The sequence below is a fragment of the Gilvimarinus chinensis DSM 19667 genome, from assembly GCF_000377745.1.
In the GTDB taxonomy this organism is placed as follows: Bacteria; Pseudomonadota; Gammaproteobacteria; order Pseudomonadales; family Cellvibrionaceae; genus Gilvimarinus; species Gilvimarinus chinensis.
The window spans coordinates 360,073-379,600 of record NZ_KB898706.1 but is presented as its reverse complement, the minus strand read 5'-3'; the positions used below and the strand labels follow the sequence as shown (position 1 = coordinate 379,600).

14 protein-coding genes are annotated in these 19,528 nt (G+C 53.1%); 11 read left to right on the top strand and 3 right to left on the bottom strand.

The annotated features are described in order from the left end of the window. Nucleotides 1-258: 258 nt before the first annotated feature. From D568_RS0101715 to D568_RS21615, 4 genes are all read left to right on the top strand, one after another. Entirely contained in the window at nt 259-945 is a 687-nt protein-coding gene (locus tag D568_RS0101715; protein WP_020207834.1) for an OmpA family protein, read from the top strand. A gap of 520 nt (nt 946-1,465) precedes the next feature. Next, nucleotides 1,466-2,332: an MlaA family lipoprotein gene (locus D568_RS18885; RefSeq protein ID WP_020207833.1), complete on the top strand. Its 867-nt coding sequence runs from the start codon at nt 1,466-1,468 to the stop codon at nt 2,330-2,332. Beyond that, on the top strand, nt 2,322-4,733 hold the full coding sequence (locus tag D568_RS0101705) for an efflux RND transporter permease subunit (protein ID WP_020207832.1): 2,412 nt from the start codon (nt 2,322-2,324) through the stop codon (nt 4,731-4,733). Before D568_RS18885 ends, D568_RS0101705 begins: the two co-directional genes overlap by 11 nt. Further along, nucleotides 4,711-4,857, top strand: coding sequence for a hypothetical protein (locus tag D568_RS21615; protein WP_020207831.1), 147 nt, complete (start codon nt 4,711-4,713; stop codon nt 4,855-4,857). The genes D568_RS0101705 and D568_RS21615 overlap by 23 nt, the downstream gene beginning before the upstream one ends. Nucleotides 4,858-4,885: 28 nt before the next feature. Here the strand turns inward: D568_RS21615 and D568_RS0101695 are convergent, their stop codons facing one another. From D568_RS0101695 to D568_RS0101685, 3 genes are read right to left on the bottom strand one after another with little or no spacing between them, the layout of a single operon-like run. After that, complete coding sequence (locus D568_RS0101695; RefSeq protein ID WP_020207830.1) at nt 4,886-6,862, bottom strand: PhoX family protein; 1,977 nt, start codon at nt 6,860-6,862, stop codon at nt 4,886-4,888. After that, the gene (locus D568_RS0101690; protein ID WP_020207829.1) at nt 6,855-8,741 is read right to left on the bottom strand and encodes a phytase; all 1,887 of its coding nucleotides are present in this window, start codon (nt 8,739-8,741) and stop codon (nt 6,855-6,857) included. The genes D568_RS0101695 and D568_RS0101690 overlap by 8 nt, the downstream gene beginning before the upstream one ends. A gap of 58 nt (nt 8,742-8,799) precedes the next feature. Then, nucleotides 8,800-11,574 (bottom strand): TonB-dependent receptor, encoded by a 2,775-nt coding sequence (locus D568_RS0101685; protein WP_211211589.1) that lies wholly within the window; start codon nt 11,572-11,574, stop codon nt 8,800-8,802. Between the two features lie 314 nt (nt 11,575-11,888). Between D568_RS0101685 and D568_RS0101680 the strand changes: the two genes are divergently transcribed. From D568_RS0101680 to fabB, 7 genes are all read left to right on the top strand, one after another. Continuing rightward, the gene (locus D568_RS0101680; protein WP_020207827.1) at nt 11,889-12,794 is read left to right on the top strand and encodes a GGDEF domain-containing protein; all 906 of its coding nucleotides are present in this window, start codon (nt 11,889-11,891) and stop codon (nt 12,792-12,794) included. Beyond that, the gene (locus D568_RS0101675) at nt 12,795-13,808 is read left to right on the top strand and encodes an AraC family transcriptional regulator (RefSeq protein WP_020207826.1); all 1,014 of its coding nucleotides are present in this window, start codon (nt 12,795-12,797) and stop codon (nt 13,806-13,808) included. Nucleotides 13,809-13,952: 144 nt separating this feature from the next. After that, on the top strand, nt 13,953-14,936 hold the full coding sequence (locus D568_RS0101670) for a Gfo/Idh/MocA family protein (RefSeq protein WP_020207825.1): 984 nt from the start codon (nt 13,953-13,955) through the stop codon (nt 14,934-14,936). An 86-nt stretch (nt 14,937-15,022) separates the two neighbouring features. After that, nucleotides 15,023-16,315 (top strand): NAD(P)/FAD-dependent oxidoreductase, encoded by a 1,293-nt coding sequence (locus tag D568_RS0101665; RefSeq protein ID WP_020207824.1) that lies wholly within the window; start codon nt 15,023-15,025, stop codon nt 16,313-16,315. Nucleotides 16,316-16,502: 187 nt separating this feature from the next. Further along, nucleotides 16,503-17,465: a polyprenyl synthetase family protein gene (locus tag D568_RS0101660; RefSeq protein ID WP_020207823.1), complete on the top strand. Its 963-nt coding sequence runs from the start codon at nt 16,503-16,505 to the stop codon at nt 17,463-17,465. A gap of 158 nt (nt 17,466-17,623) precedes the next feature. Beyond that, entirely contained in the window at nt 17,624-18,148 is a 525-nt protein-coding gene (fabA, locus tag D568_RS0101655) for a 3-hydroxyacyl-[acyl-carrier-protein] dehydratase FabA (RefSeq protein ID WP_020207822.1), read from the top strand. A gap of 144 nt (nt 18,149-18,292) precedes the next feature. Then, nucleotides 18,293-19,510, top strand: coding sequence for a beta-ketoacyl-ACP synthase I (gene fabB, locus D568_RS0101650; protein WP_020207821.1), 1,218 nt, complete (start codon nt 18,293-18,295; stop codon nt 19,508-19,510). The last annotated feature ends 18 nt before the right edge of the window (nt 19,511-19,528 follow it).

The window sequence follows — 19,528 nt, the reverse complement described above, 5'->3', positions numbered from 1 at the left end:
CAGGGCTGGGCCGATATTATGAACTGACCAAGCTTAACAGCGGATTACCGTCAGCGCCAGAGACAACGTTGTCAAAACACGCAGAATTGCAAAACTTAAACCTCACTCAAAACGCTCCGATTCACGGCGCCATTATTCGGCACAATTGCTACGCAACTTGCCCGATTTGCGTCACCGTCCTGCCCTTTTGCGACGGTTAAATAGCTCCTGTAGACACAGAAAACACCCACTTTTTACGGTAATAACAGGAGCAACACCATGAAAAAAGCATTACTCGCCAGCGCTATTATCGCGGCCAGCACCACGCAAGTACCCACCACTCAGGCAGCCAGCCTGGAAACCAAACAAGCCGGTGTTGCCACCGCGGGTGTGATTACCGGCGCACTGGTTGGCGGCCCTGTGGGTATGCTGGCGGCGTTTATCGGCACCATTTATGTTACCGAACAAATGGAAAATAACGCGGAGGCAAAACAACTGGAGAAAGAATATCAACTATCGCAAAGCCAGCTGCGCGATGTCACCGAACAGCTGCACGCAGCCCACTCCACCATCAACGACTTTGAAAGCATCACTCTGGATCAACTTGAACTGCAGGTGATGTTTAAAACGGGCGAGGACAGCTTAAGCCCGCAAAACCAGCAAGCATTGGACAGCCTGGCAAAATTTTTAGTGGATAACGCCGAGCTTAACGTACAGCTGGACGGCTACGCCGATCCGCGCGGTACCGATGAATACAACAACGTGCTGTCGCAATATCGCGCTCACTCGGTCAAAGATGCCCTGGTCGCGGCGGGCGTCGACGCCGCACGCATCAACATTACCGCCCACGGCGCATCCTCTGGGCGCAGCAATGGGCAAGATTTAGAAACCTACGCCCTGGAGCGCCGGGTGGATATTCAAATTATCAACCAAAGCCAAGCGCCCTCTTTAGTTCACGCTCACTGACGCCAACCATTTTCCAGGGCCTGTTGACACTGATTGAATACAGCCTGTTACGACTAAAAATTCGTCAATCAAGGCGCGAGGAGAGAAGTTTGGTTATTCCAAATGAACGACGAGCAACGCAGAGTGGCGGATTTTTAACCGCAACCCGAAGGGCTGGAACCAGTTTTGCCCCCAGCGTTGTTACCGAGACCCAAAGCACTCGCTGTGCTCGCGGGGCCAGCTTTCGCTTATTTGGAATAACCAAACTGCGCTCACGGTGCCTAGCTGGAAACAAAACTGGTTTCCAGCAGGCGGATTCAATCAGTGTCAACAGGCCCTAGCTCACCCCCAACTTGGGCGGCTTGGCCGCCCCTTTTTTGGTAGAACTTACAAACCGCCAAGCCCACCGCTGTAGTTTTTAACCCACACCTTACGCGTAACCCCTCTACTCCGCGCTAAACACCGTCTGGCACAGCGCTTGCTCAAGACCTGTAGATACGCCTAAAAATCACAACACAATAGCGCGAAACAGGACTTCACCATGATCGGCACCCGCCTTGGTACGCAAACGCTTTCCCGTTGGCTTTTGATTACGTTGCTGGCCGTTGCTGGCAGTGGCTGCGCCAGCCTTAATCAGCCCGAACAAGACGTGGGCCGCCGCTACGTACCCTTGGAAACGCCCGCCAGCGAGGTCGAAGGCGGCGTAAAAGTGATTGACGCTCCCGAAGGCATTCCCGATGTAGAGCCGACGGTGGTGTCTTATACGGACTACAACGACCCCCTTGAAGGCTTTAACCGCGCGATGTTTGCCTTTAACGATGTCGCCTACCGCTACGCGTTAATTCCGCTGGGAAGCGGTTACGTAAAAGTCGTGCCGCTGCCCGTGCGCAACAGCGTCACCAACCTGTTTTACAACTTGAAAACGCCGATTTATTTCGTTAACAACTTGCTGCAACTTGAGGGCGCCTTGGCTTGCCGCAACCTGGCGCGCTTTGTCATTAACTCTACCTTAGGCCTCGCTGGGCTGTTTGACCCGGCGGCCGACTGGTTTGGACTGGAGCGCGCCGAAGCTCACTTTGACGATACTTTAATGAAATACGGCGCGGGCTACGGCGTATACTTGGTGTTGCCATTTTTTGGCCCGTCGGATTTACGGGACGGCACCTCGGCCATTACCGACTACCTGCTCAACCCCATCACCTATTTGATGGATAACCCGGAAAAGTTCGGCGTAAAAGCCTTCGACTACCTACAGGATTATGCCAGCGATGCCGAACGCTACGAAGTGCTAAGAGAAAAGAGCGACGACCCTTATATTCTGTTTCGCAATCTGTATTTGCAAAGCATTATGCGCGATAAAGACTACCAGGGGTTAAGTAAACAAAGCGAGGCAACCGATGGACCATAAAATTTCCGCTGCGGTTCGCCACCATAAACTCATACTGCTGATATTTGCGGCGCTCACTCTGTTGCTGGCCTGGCAAGCCAGCAAGTTCACCATTGATGCCTCAGCAGATACTCTGCTCACCAAAGACAATGAGCTGTACTTAAAAACCCGGGTAACGGACTCGCGCTTTGCCCCGCAAGAGTTTCTGTTAGTTGCCTATGAGCCAAAAGATCATGAGGTGCTGTCCGAAACCAGCTTTAACGACATAGCTGCACTAAGCCAAGCGTTTGAAAAAATAGAACGGGTTGAATCCGTACGCTCTATTTTGAACGTGCCCTTAATCAGCCTTGCGGACGGAGGCTTAGGCGCCGGAGCAGCCGACCAGTGGACAATAGAAAACAAAAACTTCTCACCCTCGCGCCTTAAAGACACCTTCAAAAACCACCCTATATTTGAAGACTTGGTGATCAACCAAGAGCAAACCGCTACCGCCATTCAACTGCTGTTTAAGGCAGACCCCGAGCTTGCCGACATAGAAAGCCAGATCACCCAACTGCAAGAAAAAATGCTGCAAGGTGAGTTGAGCGATGAAGAGACCCAACAGCTTGAGGCTCTGCAAAAACAAGCGGAGCCTATCGAAAAGCGATTGACGCAAATCCGCAACCGGGAAATTGACCGAATTCGCGAGATTATTAAGCCCTACGAAAAATCGGTCAATTTATACATCGGCGGTGCCCACGCACTGGGTTATCAGCTGATTAATATCGTGAAAAATGATTTGGTGATTTTTGGTAGCGCCATCGCGGTTATCATCTGCCTGCTACTGCTGACACTGTTCCGTCGCTTGCGCTGGGTAGCGCTTACGGCTACCTGTTGCGTTAGCAGTGTGGTGATGACCCTTGGCCTGTTTGGGGCACTGGGGTTTAAGGCCACAGTCATTTCAGCCAACTTTGTCGCCTTGCAGCTTATTCTCACCCTGGCCATTGTGGTACATCTGATTGTGCAGTACCGAGAGAGCTGCGAGAAGCATCGCGAGTGGACACAAAAACAATTGCTAAGCGAAACCCTGCGTAAAAAGTTTAAACCCTGTCTTTACGCCGGCATTACAACCTCGGTGGGCTTTGCCTCATTGCTGCTAACAGACATTCAACCGGTGATCGCTTTTGGCTGGATGATGATGATCGCAATGCTGGTGTCCATTACCACCAGCCTGTTGCTGTTTCCGGCGCTGCTGTCGTTTTTAAAGCGCGAAGAAAAAGCCACCCCTCACAACCTTGCCAAACATTTACTCAACGGCTTTTATGGCATAGCAGACAAAAACGGCAAGCTGGTGGTGTTACTCAGCCTCGTTTTACTGGGCGTCAGTGCGGCGGGCCTGTTTCGCTTGAGCATTGAAAACAGCTTTATTAATTATTTTAAAGACTCAACCAATGTGTACCGTGAACTGAGCTTTATCGACCAGCAGTTTGGCGGCACCACCGCATTAGACATTACCTTTTCACCCACCAAGCCCAGCAACACGGATTTGGACTTTACCGCCGAGCAACTGCAAAGGCTGCAATTAATACAAGCGGCCTTAACGGACTACGAAGCCAGTGGCGATACGCTGTCGGTGGTTAACTTTACCGAACTTGCAAAGCAGATTAATGGCGGCAAGCCGTTAACAGAGTATGAAATCAATGCGGTTTACTGGACGCTGGATAAAAAGCTTCGCGACAGTCTGTTAGGCTCTTACTACAACGAAACGCAACATCAATTTCGCGTAAGCACCCGTGTACAGGACACCACCGAAGGGCTCAACCGCAGCGATTACCTTGAGCAAATTAAAGCTGACATGCAGGCGCTGGAAATACCGGAAGACCAGTATCAAATGACCGGCCTGTTTATGTTGTATCAGAACATTCTGCAAAAGCTTTTTCGCTCGCAGATTTTATCGTTAGGTTTGGTTTATGTGGTGTTAACCCTGGCGTTCTGGGTGATTTTTCGCTCACTGCGCTTGGCCCTTATCGGTATTGCACCGAACATTCTTACCACGGTAACGGTGCTGGGTACCATGGGCTGGCTTGGTATTCCGCTCGACTTGATGACCATGACCATTGCCTCGATTGCCATGGGTATTGCCGTAGACGACACCATCCACTATATGCATCGCTACCGCGAAGAGAGCAGCCACAGCGATGCCATGTACCGCACCCATCACAGCGTCGGCTATGCCCTGCTGTACACCACACTGATTATCGTGATCGGGTTTTCCATGCTGCTGTTCTCGGACTTTGTGCCCAGCATTCAATTCGGGCTGCTATCCGGTTTGGCCATGAGCATTGCGCTACTGGCCGATCTAACCTTGTTGCCGGTGCTACTGAAAAAGTTTTTACCCAGCAAGGCGGAAATCGTCAAGAATGAATCAGGATTTGCGTATTAACCCGGCAACTATGATTGTCGGGTTAATAACGGCGCAGGAGGCGAGCGCGAGCCTCTTAATTACCAGGTTAATAGGTGAAAGCGCCTGGCTGGAAATCAGTTTTATTCCCAGCCAGGCGCAGTAGCTTTAAGAAACCCTCAGGTTTGTAGCTGTCAGGTTCCTATCACGCCGCCATCATCCTTGGTGACGACCACGGTGGTGGAGCGCGGCCGGGTTACACCATCGCTGGCCGGGTAACTTAACCCCGGGTGCTGAACGTTAAACCACAAAGTTTTGCCATCGGGCGTGCCGGTTAAGCCGGTAATTTCGGCACCCACGGGTCCGGTCATAAAGCGTTTCACTTCGCGGGTAACCGGGTCGGCGCACAGTAACTGATTGGTACCCTGGCCTGCGTATTCCGGCTCAAGCTCGTCGTAGTCAGTGGCAATCCACAGGCGGCCGTCGCCATCAAACCACAAGCCATCGGGGCAGGAAAAGCGATCCCCCTCAAGCGCGGCAAACTCACCGGGCTTAGGCTGGGTTTGCAGCACGGGACCGGCGAGCAAAAATAACTCCCAGTGGAATTTTTTTGCAGCCGGATTTTGATCGAACTCACGCCAGCGCAAGATCTGCCCGTGGTCGTTATCGGCGCGCGGATTGGCGGCGTTTAGCGGCTGATCGGGGTCGACTCCGCGCTTGTAGTTGTTGGTAAGGGTTACGTAACCGTCGGTGGTTTGCGGATGCACGGCAACCCACTCGGGGCGGTCCATGGGGGTTGCCCCCACGACATCGGCAGCGCCGCGCAGATTAATCAGTACATCGGCTTGCGTAGTAAAACCGTTCTCTGCGGTCAGGCCATTTTCACCCTGCACCAGAGCGCGCCACTCGCCGGTACCATCGGCGTGATAAACAGCCACATAGGCGGTGCCTTTGTCCAGCAAGTCTCGATTGGCAGCGGGGGCATCGGCGCGAAACTTACCCTCGGGAACAAATTTATACACGTACTCGCCGCGAGTATCGTCGCCGGAATAAAACGCCATGGTGCCATCGTCGGCCAATACACAAGTGCAGCCCTCGCGCACCAATCGGCCAAGGGCAGTGCGCTTAACGGGGCGAGATTCGGGGTCGAAAGGGTCAAACTCCACCACCCAACCGAAACGATTGGGCTCGTTCACATAACCGCTGTGTTTTTGCTCCGCTTTGGGTGTGGCATCAAAACGTTCGTCCACCGACTCCCAATAGTTGTAATGGCTGCTGGCACCTGACGCTATGCCATAGCGCTTGTGAGCCGGGCGATTTTGCCAATCCTGCTGGTCGCGGTTAACGAAATAATTCTTCCAGTTTTCTTCGCAAATTAAATACGTACCCCACGGGGTTACACCCATAGCGCAATTATTTAACGTCCCCAGCACGCGGCGTCCGGTATCATCCTGCAGGGTTTTCATCGCCGTTGTGCCCGCTGCCGGGCCGCTGATATCCATTACCGTATTGGCCGTCAAGCGGCGGTTGAAGCGCGAGGGGTAAACCTTTTGCCACTGCCCGGCGTCATCTTTTTTAATTTCAATCACACTCACGCCGTGGGCGGCTTGCTCTTTGAGCACTTCTTCCATGGGGCGCTGCTTGTGCCCTTGCTCATTTTCGCTAATGGTGGGGCCGTTGGTGTGCAAAGTGTCGTTGATGTATTCGTGATTTACCACCAACAAGCCGTGCTCGTTGGGCGCATCGGGAAAGGGGAAAAAGTGCATGCCGTCGTTATTCTGCCCGGCTTGCAGCTCCTGCTCGGCGGCGGAGTTACTGGCATCACTACGCCAGTCGACCGCCCCGTTAACCACCTTATCGCCCCAGGAGAAAAAAGGCCGAGCGGTGTAGCCCTGGGGCACGGTTACCTCATCGACTTTGTCGCCCAGAGCCACCGGCACGGGCGCAAAGCCTATCTCCGGGCGCAGCGCATCGGTAAACATGCCTGCGGGCTGTGAGCTGCAGGCCAATAATAAAAAAGGCCCGGCGCCGGGCGCCAGGCAAGCAGCCATGGAACCTGTCACGAAACGACGTCGTGAACAGGCGAGCTCCCCGAGGGAAGTTCTTTGGGTGGGGTTAACCGCGATATCGTCAATATCGAAATCGCGCCCCTGTATTTTTTTCTCAGTCATTCAAATTCAACTCCTGGGCGATATCTGACCAAGGCACCAGTTTAAAGTTTTGCGGACGTTCGGGCATAACATTATGCCCATCCTGTGCGATAAAGGCCCCTTGCTCGTAGCCTTTACCCAGCGAGCGGTGTGTGACCTCTAAACCATCGGTTTCAGAAATCGCATCGATGCCCGCGCCGTAGTTTGCCCCGACACGAAACTTACCCAGCACCTTGTAAGGCGCGCTGGACTGCAGCACTACGTAACTGTCATCACCCTGGCTGGAGACGATCAGGTAGCGGCTGTTTTCGGCCGGGTACAAAGCCATACCTTCCACATCGGCCACCATTATCTCGTCGACGCCTCTGATCAGCACAGGTGCATCACCAGCTTCGGGGTTTGCTGACAAGGTGTAAACGCCAACCCCCTCTTCACCCACAAATAACTGGCCGGTAGCGTCGTCGGCTACGCAACCTTCGGGCTGGGTTTCAACCGCGAAGGTACGCGCTAAAGATGCGCTGATCTTGCCATTGTCTGCCTGCAGCAAATACTGCTCAAAGGTACCGCTTTTACCATTGGCAATCGCGTAGGTGTTGCCACCGTTTTGGTACATGCAGAAGCCGTAAATTTCTTCGAGCCCGGTGGGCAGTTCCGCTACATGCTGAATGTGACCATTTTCAGCGTCAACGCGATAAATCGACAATGAATTGTCATCGCGCTGGGTTGCGACGGCGATATCATCGATACCATTGCCAAAATCAAAACCGTAGCGCAAATCCACGTTGTTTAAACGACCGGTTGGCAACAGCTGCTTTTGTTTGCCATCTAAGGTGTACACCAGTAAACCGTGCTTTTTATCGGTACCGAGAATCAAACTTTTTTCAGGGGTTTGCGGGTGTACCCAGATAGCCGGGTCGTCGGCCGCATCGCCAAAACGCGCTACCGGGTCGGTTTGTACACTGGGCTGTACCAGTTTAACGCTTTGTTCGCTAGCCGCTGGGGCGGAAAAATCCAGCTGACCGCCAGCAACCGCAAAACTTTTACGCGCAAATTCGCCGCTGGCATCGTCACGAGCTTGCAAGTGCAGCTGACCGTCTTTGGCGTTATACCAGGCGCGCAATTGCTCTGGCTCTTCAATGCCCTGCCACTGCCCCAAGGTCGTCGAACTCCAGCCGTTATCACTGGGTTGATGCACATGTACCTCGGCAGTATCTACGGTTACGGTGACCAAATTATTACCCAGATAAGCAATGGCTTCTGTACCCTCGCCCAGTTCACCGTAAGGGCTTGCCAAACCGACCACTTCCCGGCTTACCGGCTTTTCAGCGTTGGAAGAGTAGCGCCACACGCCCATTTCCTCTTCGGCAATAAACAACCCTCCGTTGCCATCCGCTGCGCACGCTGTGGCGTTGGGGGCAATGGGTAAGGTGCGCAGTTGCGCCGGTGTTAACGACTGCTTATCGCTGTACACAACCCATTGCTCGGCACTGCCGCGCTCGTCCAGCATAAACAAGGACACACTGCCATCGGCTTCGGGGGCCAGGCACAAACCTTCCACTAAAAAGTTGGGCGATGCCAACGTCGCTAAACGCTCAACACGTTTTGCATTATCGCGAAGCAAGTACAATGTCGGCGTCGCCTCTACTCCGGCAATGGTGGCGACCAAATAGCCATCGCTTACTTGCACGATATTCACAGCGCTTACGTCACGGGCAATGGCTTTGCCATTCTCAACGCGCAACTGACCACTGTCATCAAGTGCCAACCAAAAAACCGCTTCGCCTTGCTGTAAGGCGGGAATATAGTCCACGGAGGCGTCCGTAGGTTTATCTACCGGCGCAGCACAGGCACCCAAACTTAAACATAAGGCAATAGACGCGGATAAATGCTTTAAAGTCATATTACGTAATCCCAAAAAGCGGCGACGGGCGCCGCTGTGAGTTCTTGTTATTCAATGCTTAGAAGTTGGTAACCGTGAGCCCCAGCTTGAAAGTCAAGCCGTAGGTTTCAAACTGCGCATTGTAGGATGAATCATTTACGTAGGCGTAATAAGGCTCATCGGTTAGGTTCAGCGCTTCGAAATACAGCTGCACACCTTCACTCAAGTAATAGCGAGCCGAAAAGTCCAGTTGAGTTTGTTCATCCACATAGACGTCTTCAGACGCATCGGTCACATCTTGAACTTCAAGCAGGTACTCAGACTTATAGTTGGCCGCTAAGCGAACATTAAAGCTGGCGGCTTCGTAACCAATGCTTACGTTACCGGTCGTGTCAGACTGACTTGGCAGCTTGCTATCACGGCTTAACCAACCACCTTCGTCTTCATCGTAGTAGCTCAGGCTCGCTTCAGAATCCGAGAACGTAGCGTTAGCCGACAGCAACAACCCGCTCAAGGCACCGGGCAAAAAGTCCATTTGCTTAGAGAATGCCAGTTCAATACCAGACACTTCGGCCGAATCGCCATTGGCGAAGGTTATCGCTTCGTCATAGTCACCGTACTGATCGGTAGCGGCCAAATCTGTCTGGTAGATAAAGTTTTCAATATCCTTGTAGTACACGTACGCAGAGACTACACCGGCCAGCCCCATGTAGTGCTCAAAGCCGAAGTCAAAGTTTTCCGACTCCATAGGCTTAAGCAGCGGGTTACCAAACTCTGCCTCGCCATCGTCAATAACAAAGTTTGGTGCCAGTTGCTCAAAGTTAGGGCGCACCAGCGAGTTAGTCCAGGAGCCGCGAATTTGCGAGTTTTCGCCAATGGTGTAACGGGCGAGCACGGATGGGAAAAAGTTATCGTACTGATTATCAACCTCTAAAGGTGAGAACTCATCACCATCAAACAGTGTGCCTTGGGAGGCAAACTCGGTATCTTCGTAACGTACACCGGCAATCAACCGCAGATCGTGCAAATCAATACGGCCCATGACGTATGCTGCCGATACGGTTTCTTCGACATCAAAGTCTTCGATGGTTGAGTCTTCCTCCGAGTAAAACTCACTTTCGTCCAGCCCCGTGAGCGACGCGGCAACCGCATCGCTGTTAATACCCGGACCAAAATCACCTAGGGTGAAATCAGGTGCGCCAGCGGCATACCCGCTCATCAGCAGTTGCTCATCGCTGAAGCCGTGTTCATCCAGGTCTTCAAACACCCAGATTTCAACGTCGTTGTCTTTCTCACGGTTGCGGTACTTACCACCAAATTTTAATTGTGCTGAGTGATTCGCAACAAAGAAGTCGCGGGTAAAATCCAGCTGGAAAGACTGCTGGGTATCGTTAGTGCCCGATGAAGCTTTTTCCACTTCGTCCATTTCATAGCTGTCGGCGGCAAAGAAAGCATCGGGTACCATTAGGTAAGGTTCACGGGTATCGGTAAAGGATACATTTTCAAACGCATCGCTAGCGGCAAACACTGCACCGCTCACATGCTGTGGCTCGTCTTCACTGGACTCAGAAACGGCGGCACGGTAGTCAATGGTCCAACTGTTAACTCGCGTGGTACCACCTAACGCAGTCGACAGAATCTCTTGGGTTTCTTCGCGGTCTTTTAATTCGCGTGCAACCTCAGCAACACCAGAAGCACCTGGAAGAACACCGTCTTCAAATTCAAATATGTTAGCCAGACGAATCTCTGAATCGGTGTATTCACTGTACAGGTTACGCCAGTAAAGCTCGGTGTTTTCACTGAGCTTGTAATCAAAGTTTAGCGTTGCACCAGAGCGCTCACGAGAGATTAAATAATCGCGTTGTTCTACTTCTTCGAGCAGGGTGCCGTCATCGTCAAAATCCCAAGCGCCGCCGGTCTCTACGTTATCGGAGCCAAAGTCGCGGTCGTACCAGCTGATACCACCCGCGATGCCAAGGTTATTCGTACCGCTGCCAATGCTGAACTGATCCGATGCGGTCAAAGCCAGCTTGGGGCTGGTGCTGTCGGTTAACTCGTTATAACTTCCCTCGGCGGTAAACGAGTAGAACATATCGTCACGGTCAAACGCTGACAAACTTTGAATATCAATGCTACCACCGAGCGAGTTCGCATCCATATCAGCCGTTAACGTTTTGCTGACAACCAGTCCTTCAAGTAAATCGGAAGGGATAACATCCAAAGCCACGGCGCGACGGCCAGAGTCAGGAGACGGTAAGTTCACGCCGTTAACGGTTACCGAGTTATAGTCTGGGCCCAACCCGCGAATACGAACGTAACGGCCTTCACCTTGGTCACGCTCAATGGACAAACCGGGCAAGCGCTGCAACGCTTCGGAAACGTTGGTATCGGGAAACTGGCCGATGGCATCGGCGGCCACGGCGCTCACCAAATTGTCAGATGAGCGTTGAACGTTTAACGCTTTGTTCAAGCTACCCGCCTGGCCCATAACAATCACGAATTCTTCGCGCGTGTTATTAGGTTGAATTTGGAAGTTACTGACTAAGGTTTCGTTATCAACCACCTCAATGGTGCGCTGCATGGTTTGCACACCCAGGTAGCTCACGCTCAGCGTGTAAGTGCCCGGCTCGATACCGCTTAAGTTGTAGCGACCATCACGACCGGTGACGGTGCTCACGTTTAACTCTTCGAGCTTAACCCGGCTACCCTGCAACGGCAGGCCACTAACTTCGGTAGTCAGTTGGCCGCTGATTTGACCATCAGCAATAGCGCTAGCAGCACCCAGCATGGCGATAGTGGCGGCGAGCATTTGACGGCGCACTTGCGGTGCACGGCGATTGGCAATTTTTTTCACGGTATCTCCCCCAAAGAGTCCTACATCGATACCAGCGGCTTGCTGGTCAGTAAAAGTGGGGCAGACAATAAAAAGCCTGCGTGACAGTTCTGTGACAGCGATTGCCCCGTCATACCATTTGAGGTGCGTCAGCCAGAGAATTGAGCTAATCAGCCCCCGCAAAATAACGGGCGACCGGCATTGCAGCGCATAATTGCGGTAAAAACACCGGCTCGCCAAAAACTCCCTGAGCCAATTTGCCCCCGACCTTTGTCATACAACTGTTACAAAAGGCTGATAGTTACAATGCGTTCATACTACTTTGCGACTGCACCATGATTTTTCTGCACAAATGGAAGCTATTAGCCATAGCGCTGGCCACCAACCTCACTATCCTGCTCAGCCTTGCTGTAGGTGATATAAAACTCTGGCAAGAGATTGATTGGCTGGATATTGTCGGGGAGTCCGGTGTGTGCCTTCTTACAATTCTGTGGCTGGCCTTTACCCTGAACAGCCGCCCCAAAGGCTCGGTTACCACACTATTAGCCCTCGGCCTGGGTTTGATTTTTATCGGCTCCTTTCAAGACTTGATGGACGAGGTTATCGCCATTCCTGAAACCTCCATTTGGCGCGGCAGCATCGAGTCTACCCTTATGCCCGTGGGCCTGATTGTGCTCACCCTGGCACTGTACCACTGGCATAAAGAGCAATTGCTATTCAGTCAGGAACGCCGTCGCAAAGAACAAAACCTGCGCGAGTACCGCCTGCAGGATCAATTAACCGGGCTTGGCGATGCACGCTTTTTACAGCAGCAGCTGGAGCAACAACTGGAGCACTGCCGCCAACAGCAACAACCTTTGACATTAGTACTGCTGGACTTGGATCAGTTTGACACCATCAACCGTCGCTTCGGCCACGCCGAAGGCGACCGTTTGCTGAAAGAGCTGACGGAGCTTTTACTGCTGAACCTGCGCCGCTGCGACCTGTTATGCCGCTATGCCGGTGATCGCTTTGCGGTGCTGCTACCGGGGGCCGGTGAACAACTGGCCACTCAGCTATCTTCGCAATTGCAAGATGCCGTAAGCCACTTCGCTTACAAAACCACTCAGGGTGAAAGCGTGTACCACAGCGCCAGCGTAGGGGTTGCCACCGATACAGGCCACACCCCCGAGTCATTGATTGACCTGGCAACGCAAAGACTGTTAACGGCCAAAGACAGCCGCGCACCGAGGGCGGCATAAATGACACTTTGGTATGAAAATGACAGCCCGATCATTGCCGCTCATGAATTTCCTGCCGCTTTAATTGATTTAGGCTGCAGCCGTGGTTTGGAACCAGACAAACTGTTGCGCGGCACGGGAATCTTTATGGAAGACTTTCTCTCCGGCTGCCTGAACATCAAGCCCAGTCAATGCTACGCACTGATACGCAACCTGCGCCAGCAGTTGCCGGGGGCCGACACCCCTTTTCTTGCGGGCCACAGACTCTACCCGGGCAACTTTGGCCCGGCCAGTACCGCGCTGACTCTTGCCCCTAACTTACTTGAAGCCCTACAAACTCTTGAGACCTACCACAGGTGCTTGAGCCCCTTGCTGCACCCCCGCCTCTCGGTGGACAGCGAATTTGTCTACCTATACTGGCACGACTGCTGCGATGTCAGTGATGGCAATAGCTTTCTAACCGATATGATGATGACCGCGGTCACTTCCGTGGGCCGGCTGCTGCATCAGCGCCCCCTGCCGTGGGACTATTTTTTACACGGCGACATTCGCAACCACGAGCAGTACAGCGTGAACTGGGGTAGCCGAGTGCGCCCTCAGCAGCACATTAGCGCTATGCGCCTTCCTCGAGACATCGCTACCGCCCCCAGTATCAGCAACAGCGCCAGTGCGGCGATTATTGCTAAACGCCAGTGCCAAACACAGTACCAGGCCATTCCCAGCACAGGCTTTGTGGCCCATATCGATGGCTTGATCCGTGCCAGCATTCCTGGGCACATCAGCTTAGAATCGGTGGCGGATTCGCTCAACATGAGTACGGCCACCTTTAAACGTAAACTGCAAAAACACCACACCCATTTTCAACAGCGCTATGACACGGTGCGCAAAGAGCTGGCGATTGAGTGGCTGACACGACAACAGCTGGATATTGAAGAAATTGCGGCACGGCTGCATTTTCACGACAGCCGCAACTTACGCCGAGCCTTCAAGCGCTGGACGGGAGTACTGCCCAGCGCCCTTTGCTTACCCATTTAATTCACACGCCCGCCTTTATCTCACGGGCTGCCCCACATCAGTCTTGACCATTCTTTAACACAAGCACAAAGTTATCCACATAGTTTGGGCTCACTCAAGGGCGTATACTGTGGCCATTCCCACTCCACCACCATTGAGGAGACTATGGCCAAAATTCGCTGGGGCGTGCTCAGCACCGCCAAAATCGCCCGCAATCACGTCATTCCCGCCATTCAGAGCTCGTCCCTAGGCGAGGTTGTTGCCATTTGCTCACGCAGTGAAGATCAGGCACAACGCGTTGCTGCCGAGCTGGATATAGAACGCGCCCACGGCAGTTATGAGGCGCTGCTGGCCGACCCGAACATTGATGCCATCTACAACCCTTTACCCAATCATTTGCACGTGCCCTGGTCTATTAAAGCCATGGAAGCAGGCAAACATGTGCTGGTGGAAAAACCCATGGGGCTGGATGCCGCTGACGCCCAGACACTGCTAGAGGCGAGCACCAAGTTTGCAGACTTGAAAGTGATGGAAGCGTTTATGTACCGCTTTCACCCCCAGTGGCAGCAAATTCGCGAGTTGTGCCAAAACACCATTGGTCCGGTGCGCAACATTCAATGTGAGTTTTCCTACAACAATCGCGACGCCAGCAACATTCGCAACAGCGCCGATATGGGCGGGGGCGCGCTGATGGACATTGGCTGCTACGGGATCTCTCTGGCGCGTTTTATTTACAACGCCGAGCCAAACCGCGTATGCGGCCACATGAACTTTATGGACTACGAGGTGGACGCCATTACCTCAGCCATTATGGAGTTTGAGGCGGGTACCGCCAGTTTTAGCTGCTCGACCAAAACCGAGCCCGGCCAATGGGCTAAATTGTGTGGCGAAGCGGGCTATATTTACATCCCACTGCCATTTAACCCAACAGCCGATAGCGAAGCTGAGATTATTGTGCGCCGCGGCGGCAACAGCGAGACCATCACCCTCGCGCCCGCCAACCAATACCGCGCTATGGCCGATCACTTTTGCGATGCCATACTGCACAACAAAGCGGTGCCCACCCCGTTGAGTGATGGGGTCAATAATATGAAAGTGCTGGACAAAATTATTGCCAGCGCGCAAGCAGGCACCTGGCTTAAGGTGTAAAGCTGAACACAACTACCAAAACAATACGGGCCAAAAGCCCATAGCCACTGCAAGGCAATCCCTTGCAAAAAAGGAGAAAGTCACACGTGAAAAAGATTGTTGTCGTTGGCGGCGGGGCCGGTGGGTTAGAGCTTGTTACCAAGCTCGGTAATAAGCTGGGCCGCAAAGAAAAAGCACACATTACCCTGATTGATAAAAACACCACCCATGTATGGAAGCCGCTGCTGCACGAAATTGCCGTAGGCACCATGGACGAAGGGGTCGATGCCGTGAGTTATCGCGCCCATGCTTTCGCCAACCACTTCCATTTTCGCATCGGCACCATGACCGATATTGACCGGGAAAATCATCAGGTCATATTGGCCCCCATGTTTGATGAGGACGGCCAGGAGCTACTGCCCGAAACACGCATCGACTACGACATGCTGGTGCTCGCTATGGGCTCATCGTCCAACGACTTCAATACTCCAGGCGTTAAAGACCACTGTATTTTTCTCGACGGCCCGGGCCAGGCGCACCGCTTTCGCAACAAACTGCTGGGCAAATTTTTACGCATTCAGCGGGTGCCTGGGGTGCGCGACTCGGTGAACATCGCTATTGTCGGAGCCGGCGCTACCGGTGTGGAGCTGTCGGCCGAGCTGCATCACGCGGTACACAAGTTTCACACCTACGGCTTTGATGCCGTCGACAACGAACACCTAAACGTCACATTAATTGAAGCGGGTGAACGCATACTGCCCGCCTTGCCCGAGCGTATTTCTGCCTCGGCCAGCCGCGAACTGGCGAAGCTGGGGGTCAACATTAAATTGAACACCCGCATTACCGCCGCTCAGCCAGACGGCTTAGAAACCGGTGACGGAAACAAAATTGAGGCTGATTTAATGGTCTGGGCAGCAGGCGTTAAGGTGCCGGATGTATTAAAGAACATTGGCGGCATTGAAACCAACCGCATTAACCAGCTGCCGGTAAACGCCTATTTGCAGGTAAAGGGCGAAGCCAACATTTTCGCTATTGGCGACTGTGCAGAATTCGTACAAACCGACGGTAGCCGCGTCCCACCCCGAGCGCAAGCCGCTCACCAAATGGCGGACATTTGTTATCACAACATTCGCGCGCAGCTCGACGGCGGCAAGAAAAAAGTCTTTCAGTACAAAGACCATGGCTCACTGGTATCCCTGGCCAACTACTCCACGGTGGGCAGCTTAATGGGCAACCTGAGCCGCGGTACTTTGTTTATTGAAGGGCGTCTGGCGCGCATCGTGTACATCTCTTTGTACCGTATGCACCAACTGGCGGTACACGGCTACATCAAAACAGGCCTGCTGATGTTATCGGGCAGTATTAATCGCTGGTTAAAGCCCAAGCTGAAACTGCACTAACTCGCCCACAGACACTCATGGATTCTTTCCACCTTCTATGAGTGTTTTCATAAGCCCCTTTTGCCAACCGTAAAAAGGGGCTTATCCGGTAACCTGCCGCCCCAACCGCTCGGGCATACCCAAGCCCGGCTTGACAGCCTACCCCCCTCTGCTAGGATGCGCTCTGCCGAATTTACAGGACATCTACATGCTGCCCTTCCACAACGTCGTCGCCGATGACTTCGAACAAGTTAACGAACTGATTATTCGCCAACTGCACTCGGATGTAGGGCTGGTGGAAAATATCGGCCATTACTTGATTGAGGCCGGCGGCAAACGACTGCGCCCGCTGATGGTGTTACTGGCCGCGCGCGCGCTGAATTACTCTGGCAAACAACATTTAGATTTAGCCGCAATTATCGAGTTTATTCACTCGGCCACCTTGCTGCACGACGATGTTGTCGACACCTCCACACTGCGCCGCGGCCGCCCTACCGCTAACGCACAATGGGGGAATGCCCCAAGCGTACTGGTCGGGGATTTTTTATATTCGCGTTCTTTTCAAATGATGGTGGCCATTGGCAATATGGATGTGATGACTATTTTGTCGGACACCACCAACGTGATTGCCGAAGGCGAAGTGCAGCAGTTAATTAACGCTAAAGACCCGGATTTATCCGAAGCCGGCTATATTGACGTTATCCACAAAAAAACCGCCGTGCTTTTTGCCGCTGCCTGTGAGGTCGGAGCCGTGATTGCCGGTGCCGATCAGGCCACCCGCCAGGCGCTGAAAGAATACGGTTTGCAAGTGGGTATTGCGTTTCAACTGGTGGACGACGCGTTGGACTACAAGGGCGACGCCGAGACTCTGGGCAAAAACGTGGGCGATGATTTGGCCGAGGGTAAACCCACCCTGCCACTCATTTACGCCATGAGCCGAGCACCTGCAGCCGAGCGTGACACCATCCGTAATGCCATCAGCAATGGTGATGCCAGTAAACTTGAAGAGGTGGTGGCTATTGTGGAGTCCACAGGTGCCATGGACTACACCTTGAAAGCCGCAGAAAAAGCCGTACAACAAGCCCACGCAGCACTAGAGCCACTAGCGGCAACGCCTTATCGCCAAGCCATGGCGGATATCGCCGACTTTTCTCTGGGCCGTAACCACTAACCACTGATTGGTTCATGCCAGCGCCACCCGCCACAAGCCAGTGCTGCAAGCCTATGACCACTGGACAAGCGCCGGGCAAACGGTAGAATGTGCCCCTTTGCGGGTTGCACCGTTTGTCGGGTATTGCCGCCTATGAATTTTTATCCAGAGTTAAAACTATGACTTCATTCGTCCAAAAGAGCTCGTACAATTTGGAAGAGTTGCTCGAGTGTGGCCACGGCCGTATGTTTGGCCCGGGCAATGCCCAGTTGCCAGTTCCCAATATGCTGATGCTTAACCGCATAGCGCATATCAGTGAAACTGGCGGCGAGTATAACAAGGGCGAAATTGTCGCCGAACTGGATATCAGCCCCGACCTGTGGTTTTTCGACTGCCATTTCCCTGGCGACCCGGTAATGCCCGGTTGCTTGGGCCTGGACGCCATGTGGCAACTGGTGGGCTTCTTTTTAGCCTGGAAAGGCAACCCGGGCCGCGGGCGCGCCCTCGGTTGTGGCGAAGTGAAGTTCACGGGCCAAATTCTACCCACCGCGAAAAAGGTGAGCTATCACATTAATTTAAAGCGAGTGATCGAGCGCAAACTGATTATGGGTATCGCCGATGGCCGAGTATCCGTAGACGGTAAAGATATCTACTTTGCCAAAGATTTGCGGGTAGGCCTGTTTTCCAACACCGACTCCTTTTAATAATAACGGCAATACTGCCCTTTTAGGGCACTATGCTTTCCCCCGCGGGTCGAAACACCCCTGCCACAGAAATATGGCAGGGTATGTCATAATGGCAGAGTTAAATGCCGCCTGTGCGGGCTGAGCAATTCAAAGAGGTAGCCTATGAAACGCGTTGTAGTTACCGGTATGGGCATTGTCTCCTGCCTTGGTAATGATAAAGCCACTGTTCTCGACGCCTTGCGCGAGGGCAAATCCGGCATTTCATACAATTCCAGCTATGAAGAGATGGGGTTCCGCTCAAAAGTGTCGGGCTCAGTCGACATCAACCTGAAAGATCACATCGACCGCAAAGTATTGCGCTTTATGGGCGATGCGGCAGGTTACGCCTATATCTCAATGGACCAAGCCATTCGCGATGCAGGCCTGAGCGAAGAGCAGGTCTCCAACGAGCGGACCGGCATTATCATGGGTTCTGGCGGTGCCTCTTCTCAAAACTTAGTAGAAGCGGCCGACATTTTACGTGAACGCGGCCTCAAGCGCGTTGGCCCCTACCGCGTTACCCAAACCATGGGCAGCACCACGTCTGCTTGCCTGGCAACGCCTTTCAAAATTAAGGGCGTCAACTACACCATTTCCTCGGCCTGTGCCACCAGTGCCCATTGCATCGGAAACGCTATGGAGCTGATTCAACTGGGCAAACAGGACGTAGTGTTTGCCGGTGGCGGCGAGGAAGAGCACTGGTCTTTATCCTGCTTATTCGACGCCATGGGCGCCCTGTCCACCAAGTACAACGACTCGCCGGATAAAGCTTCACGCGCTTACGATGCGGCCCGAGACGGCTTTGTGATTGCCGGCGGTGGCGGCTGTCTGGTACTCGAAGAGTTAGAACACGCCAAAGCTCGCGGCGCCAAGATTTACGGTGAATTGGTGGGCTATGGTGCCACCTCTGACGGCTACGATATGGTTGCCCCCTCTGGCGAAGGCGCACAGCGCTGCATGCGCCAAGCGATGGCCACCGTAGACGGTGAGATCGACTACATTAATTCCCATGGCACCAGTACTCCGGTTGGCGATCTGGCCGAATTAAAAGCCATTCGCGCCACTTTCGATAAAGTGCCCGCCATCAGCTCAACCAAGTCTTTGACCGGTCACTCTCTGGGTGCCACAGGCGTGCAAGAAGCCATTTATTCGTTGCTGATGATGGAGAATAACTTTATCTGCGCCTCGGCGAATGTTGATGAGTTGGATGCAGAAGCCGATGGAATGAATATTGTGCGTGAACGTCAGGACAATGTGCAGCTTAATCGTATTTTGTCCAACAGCTTTGGCTTTGGTGGCACCAACGCCTGTTTGGTATTCCAGCGTTACAGCGAACAATAAGCAAAAGATTGCTCGCTA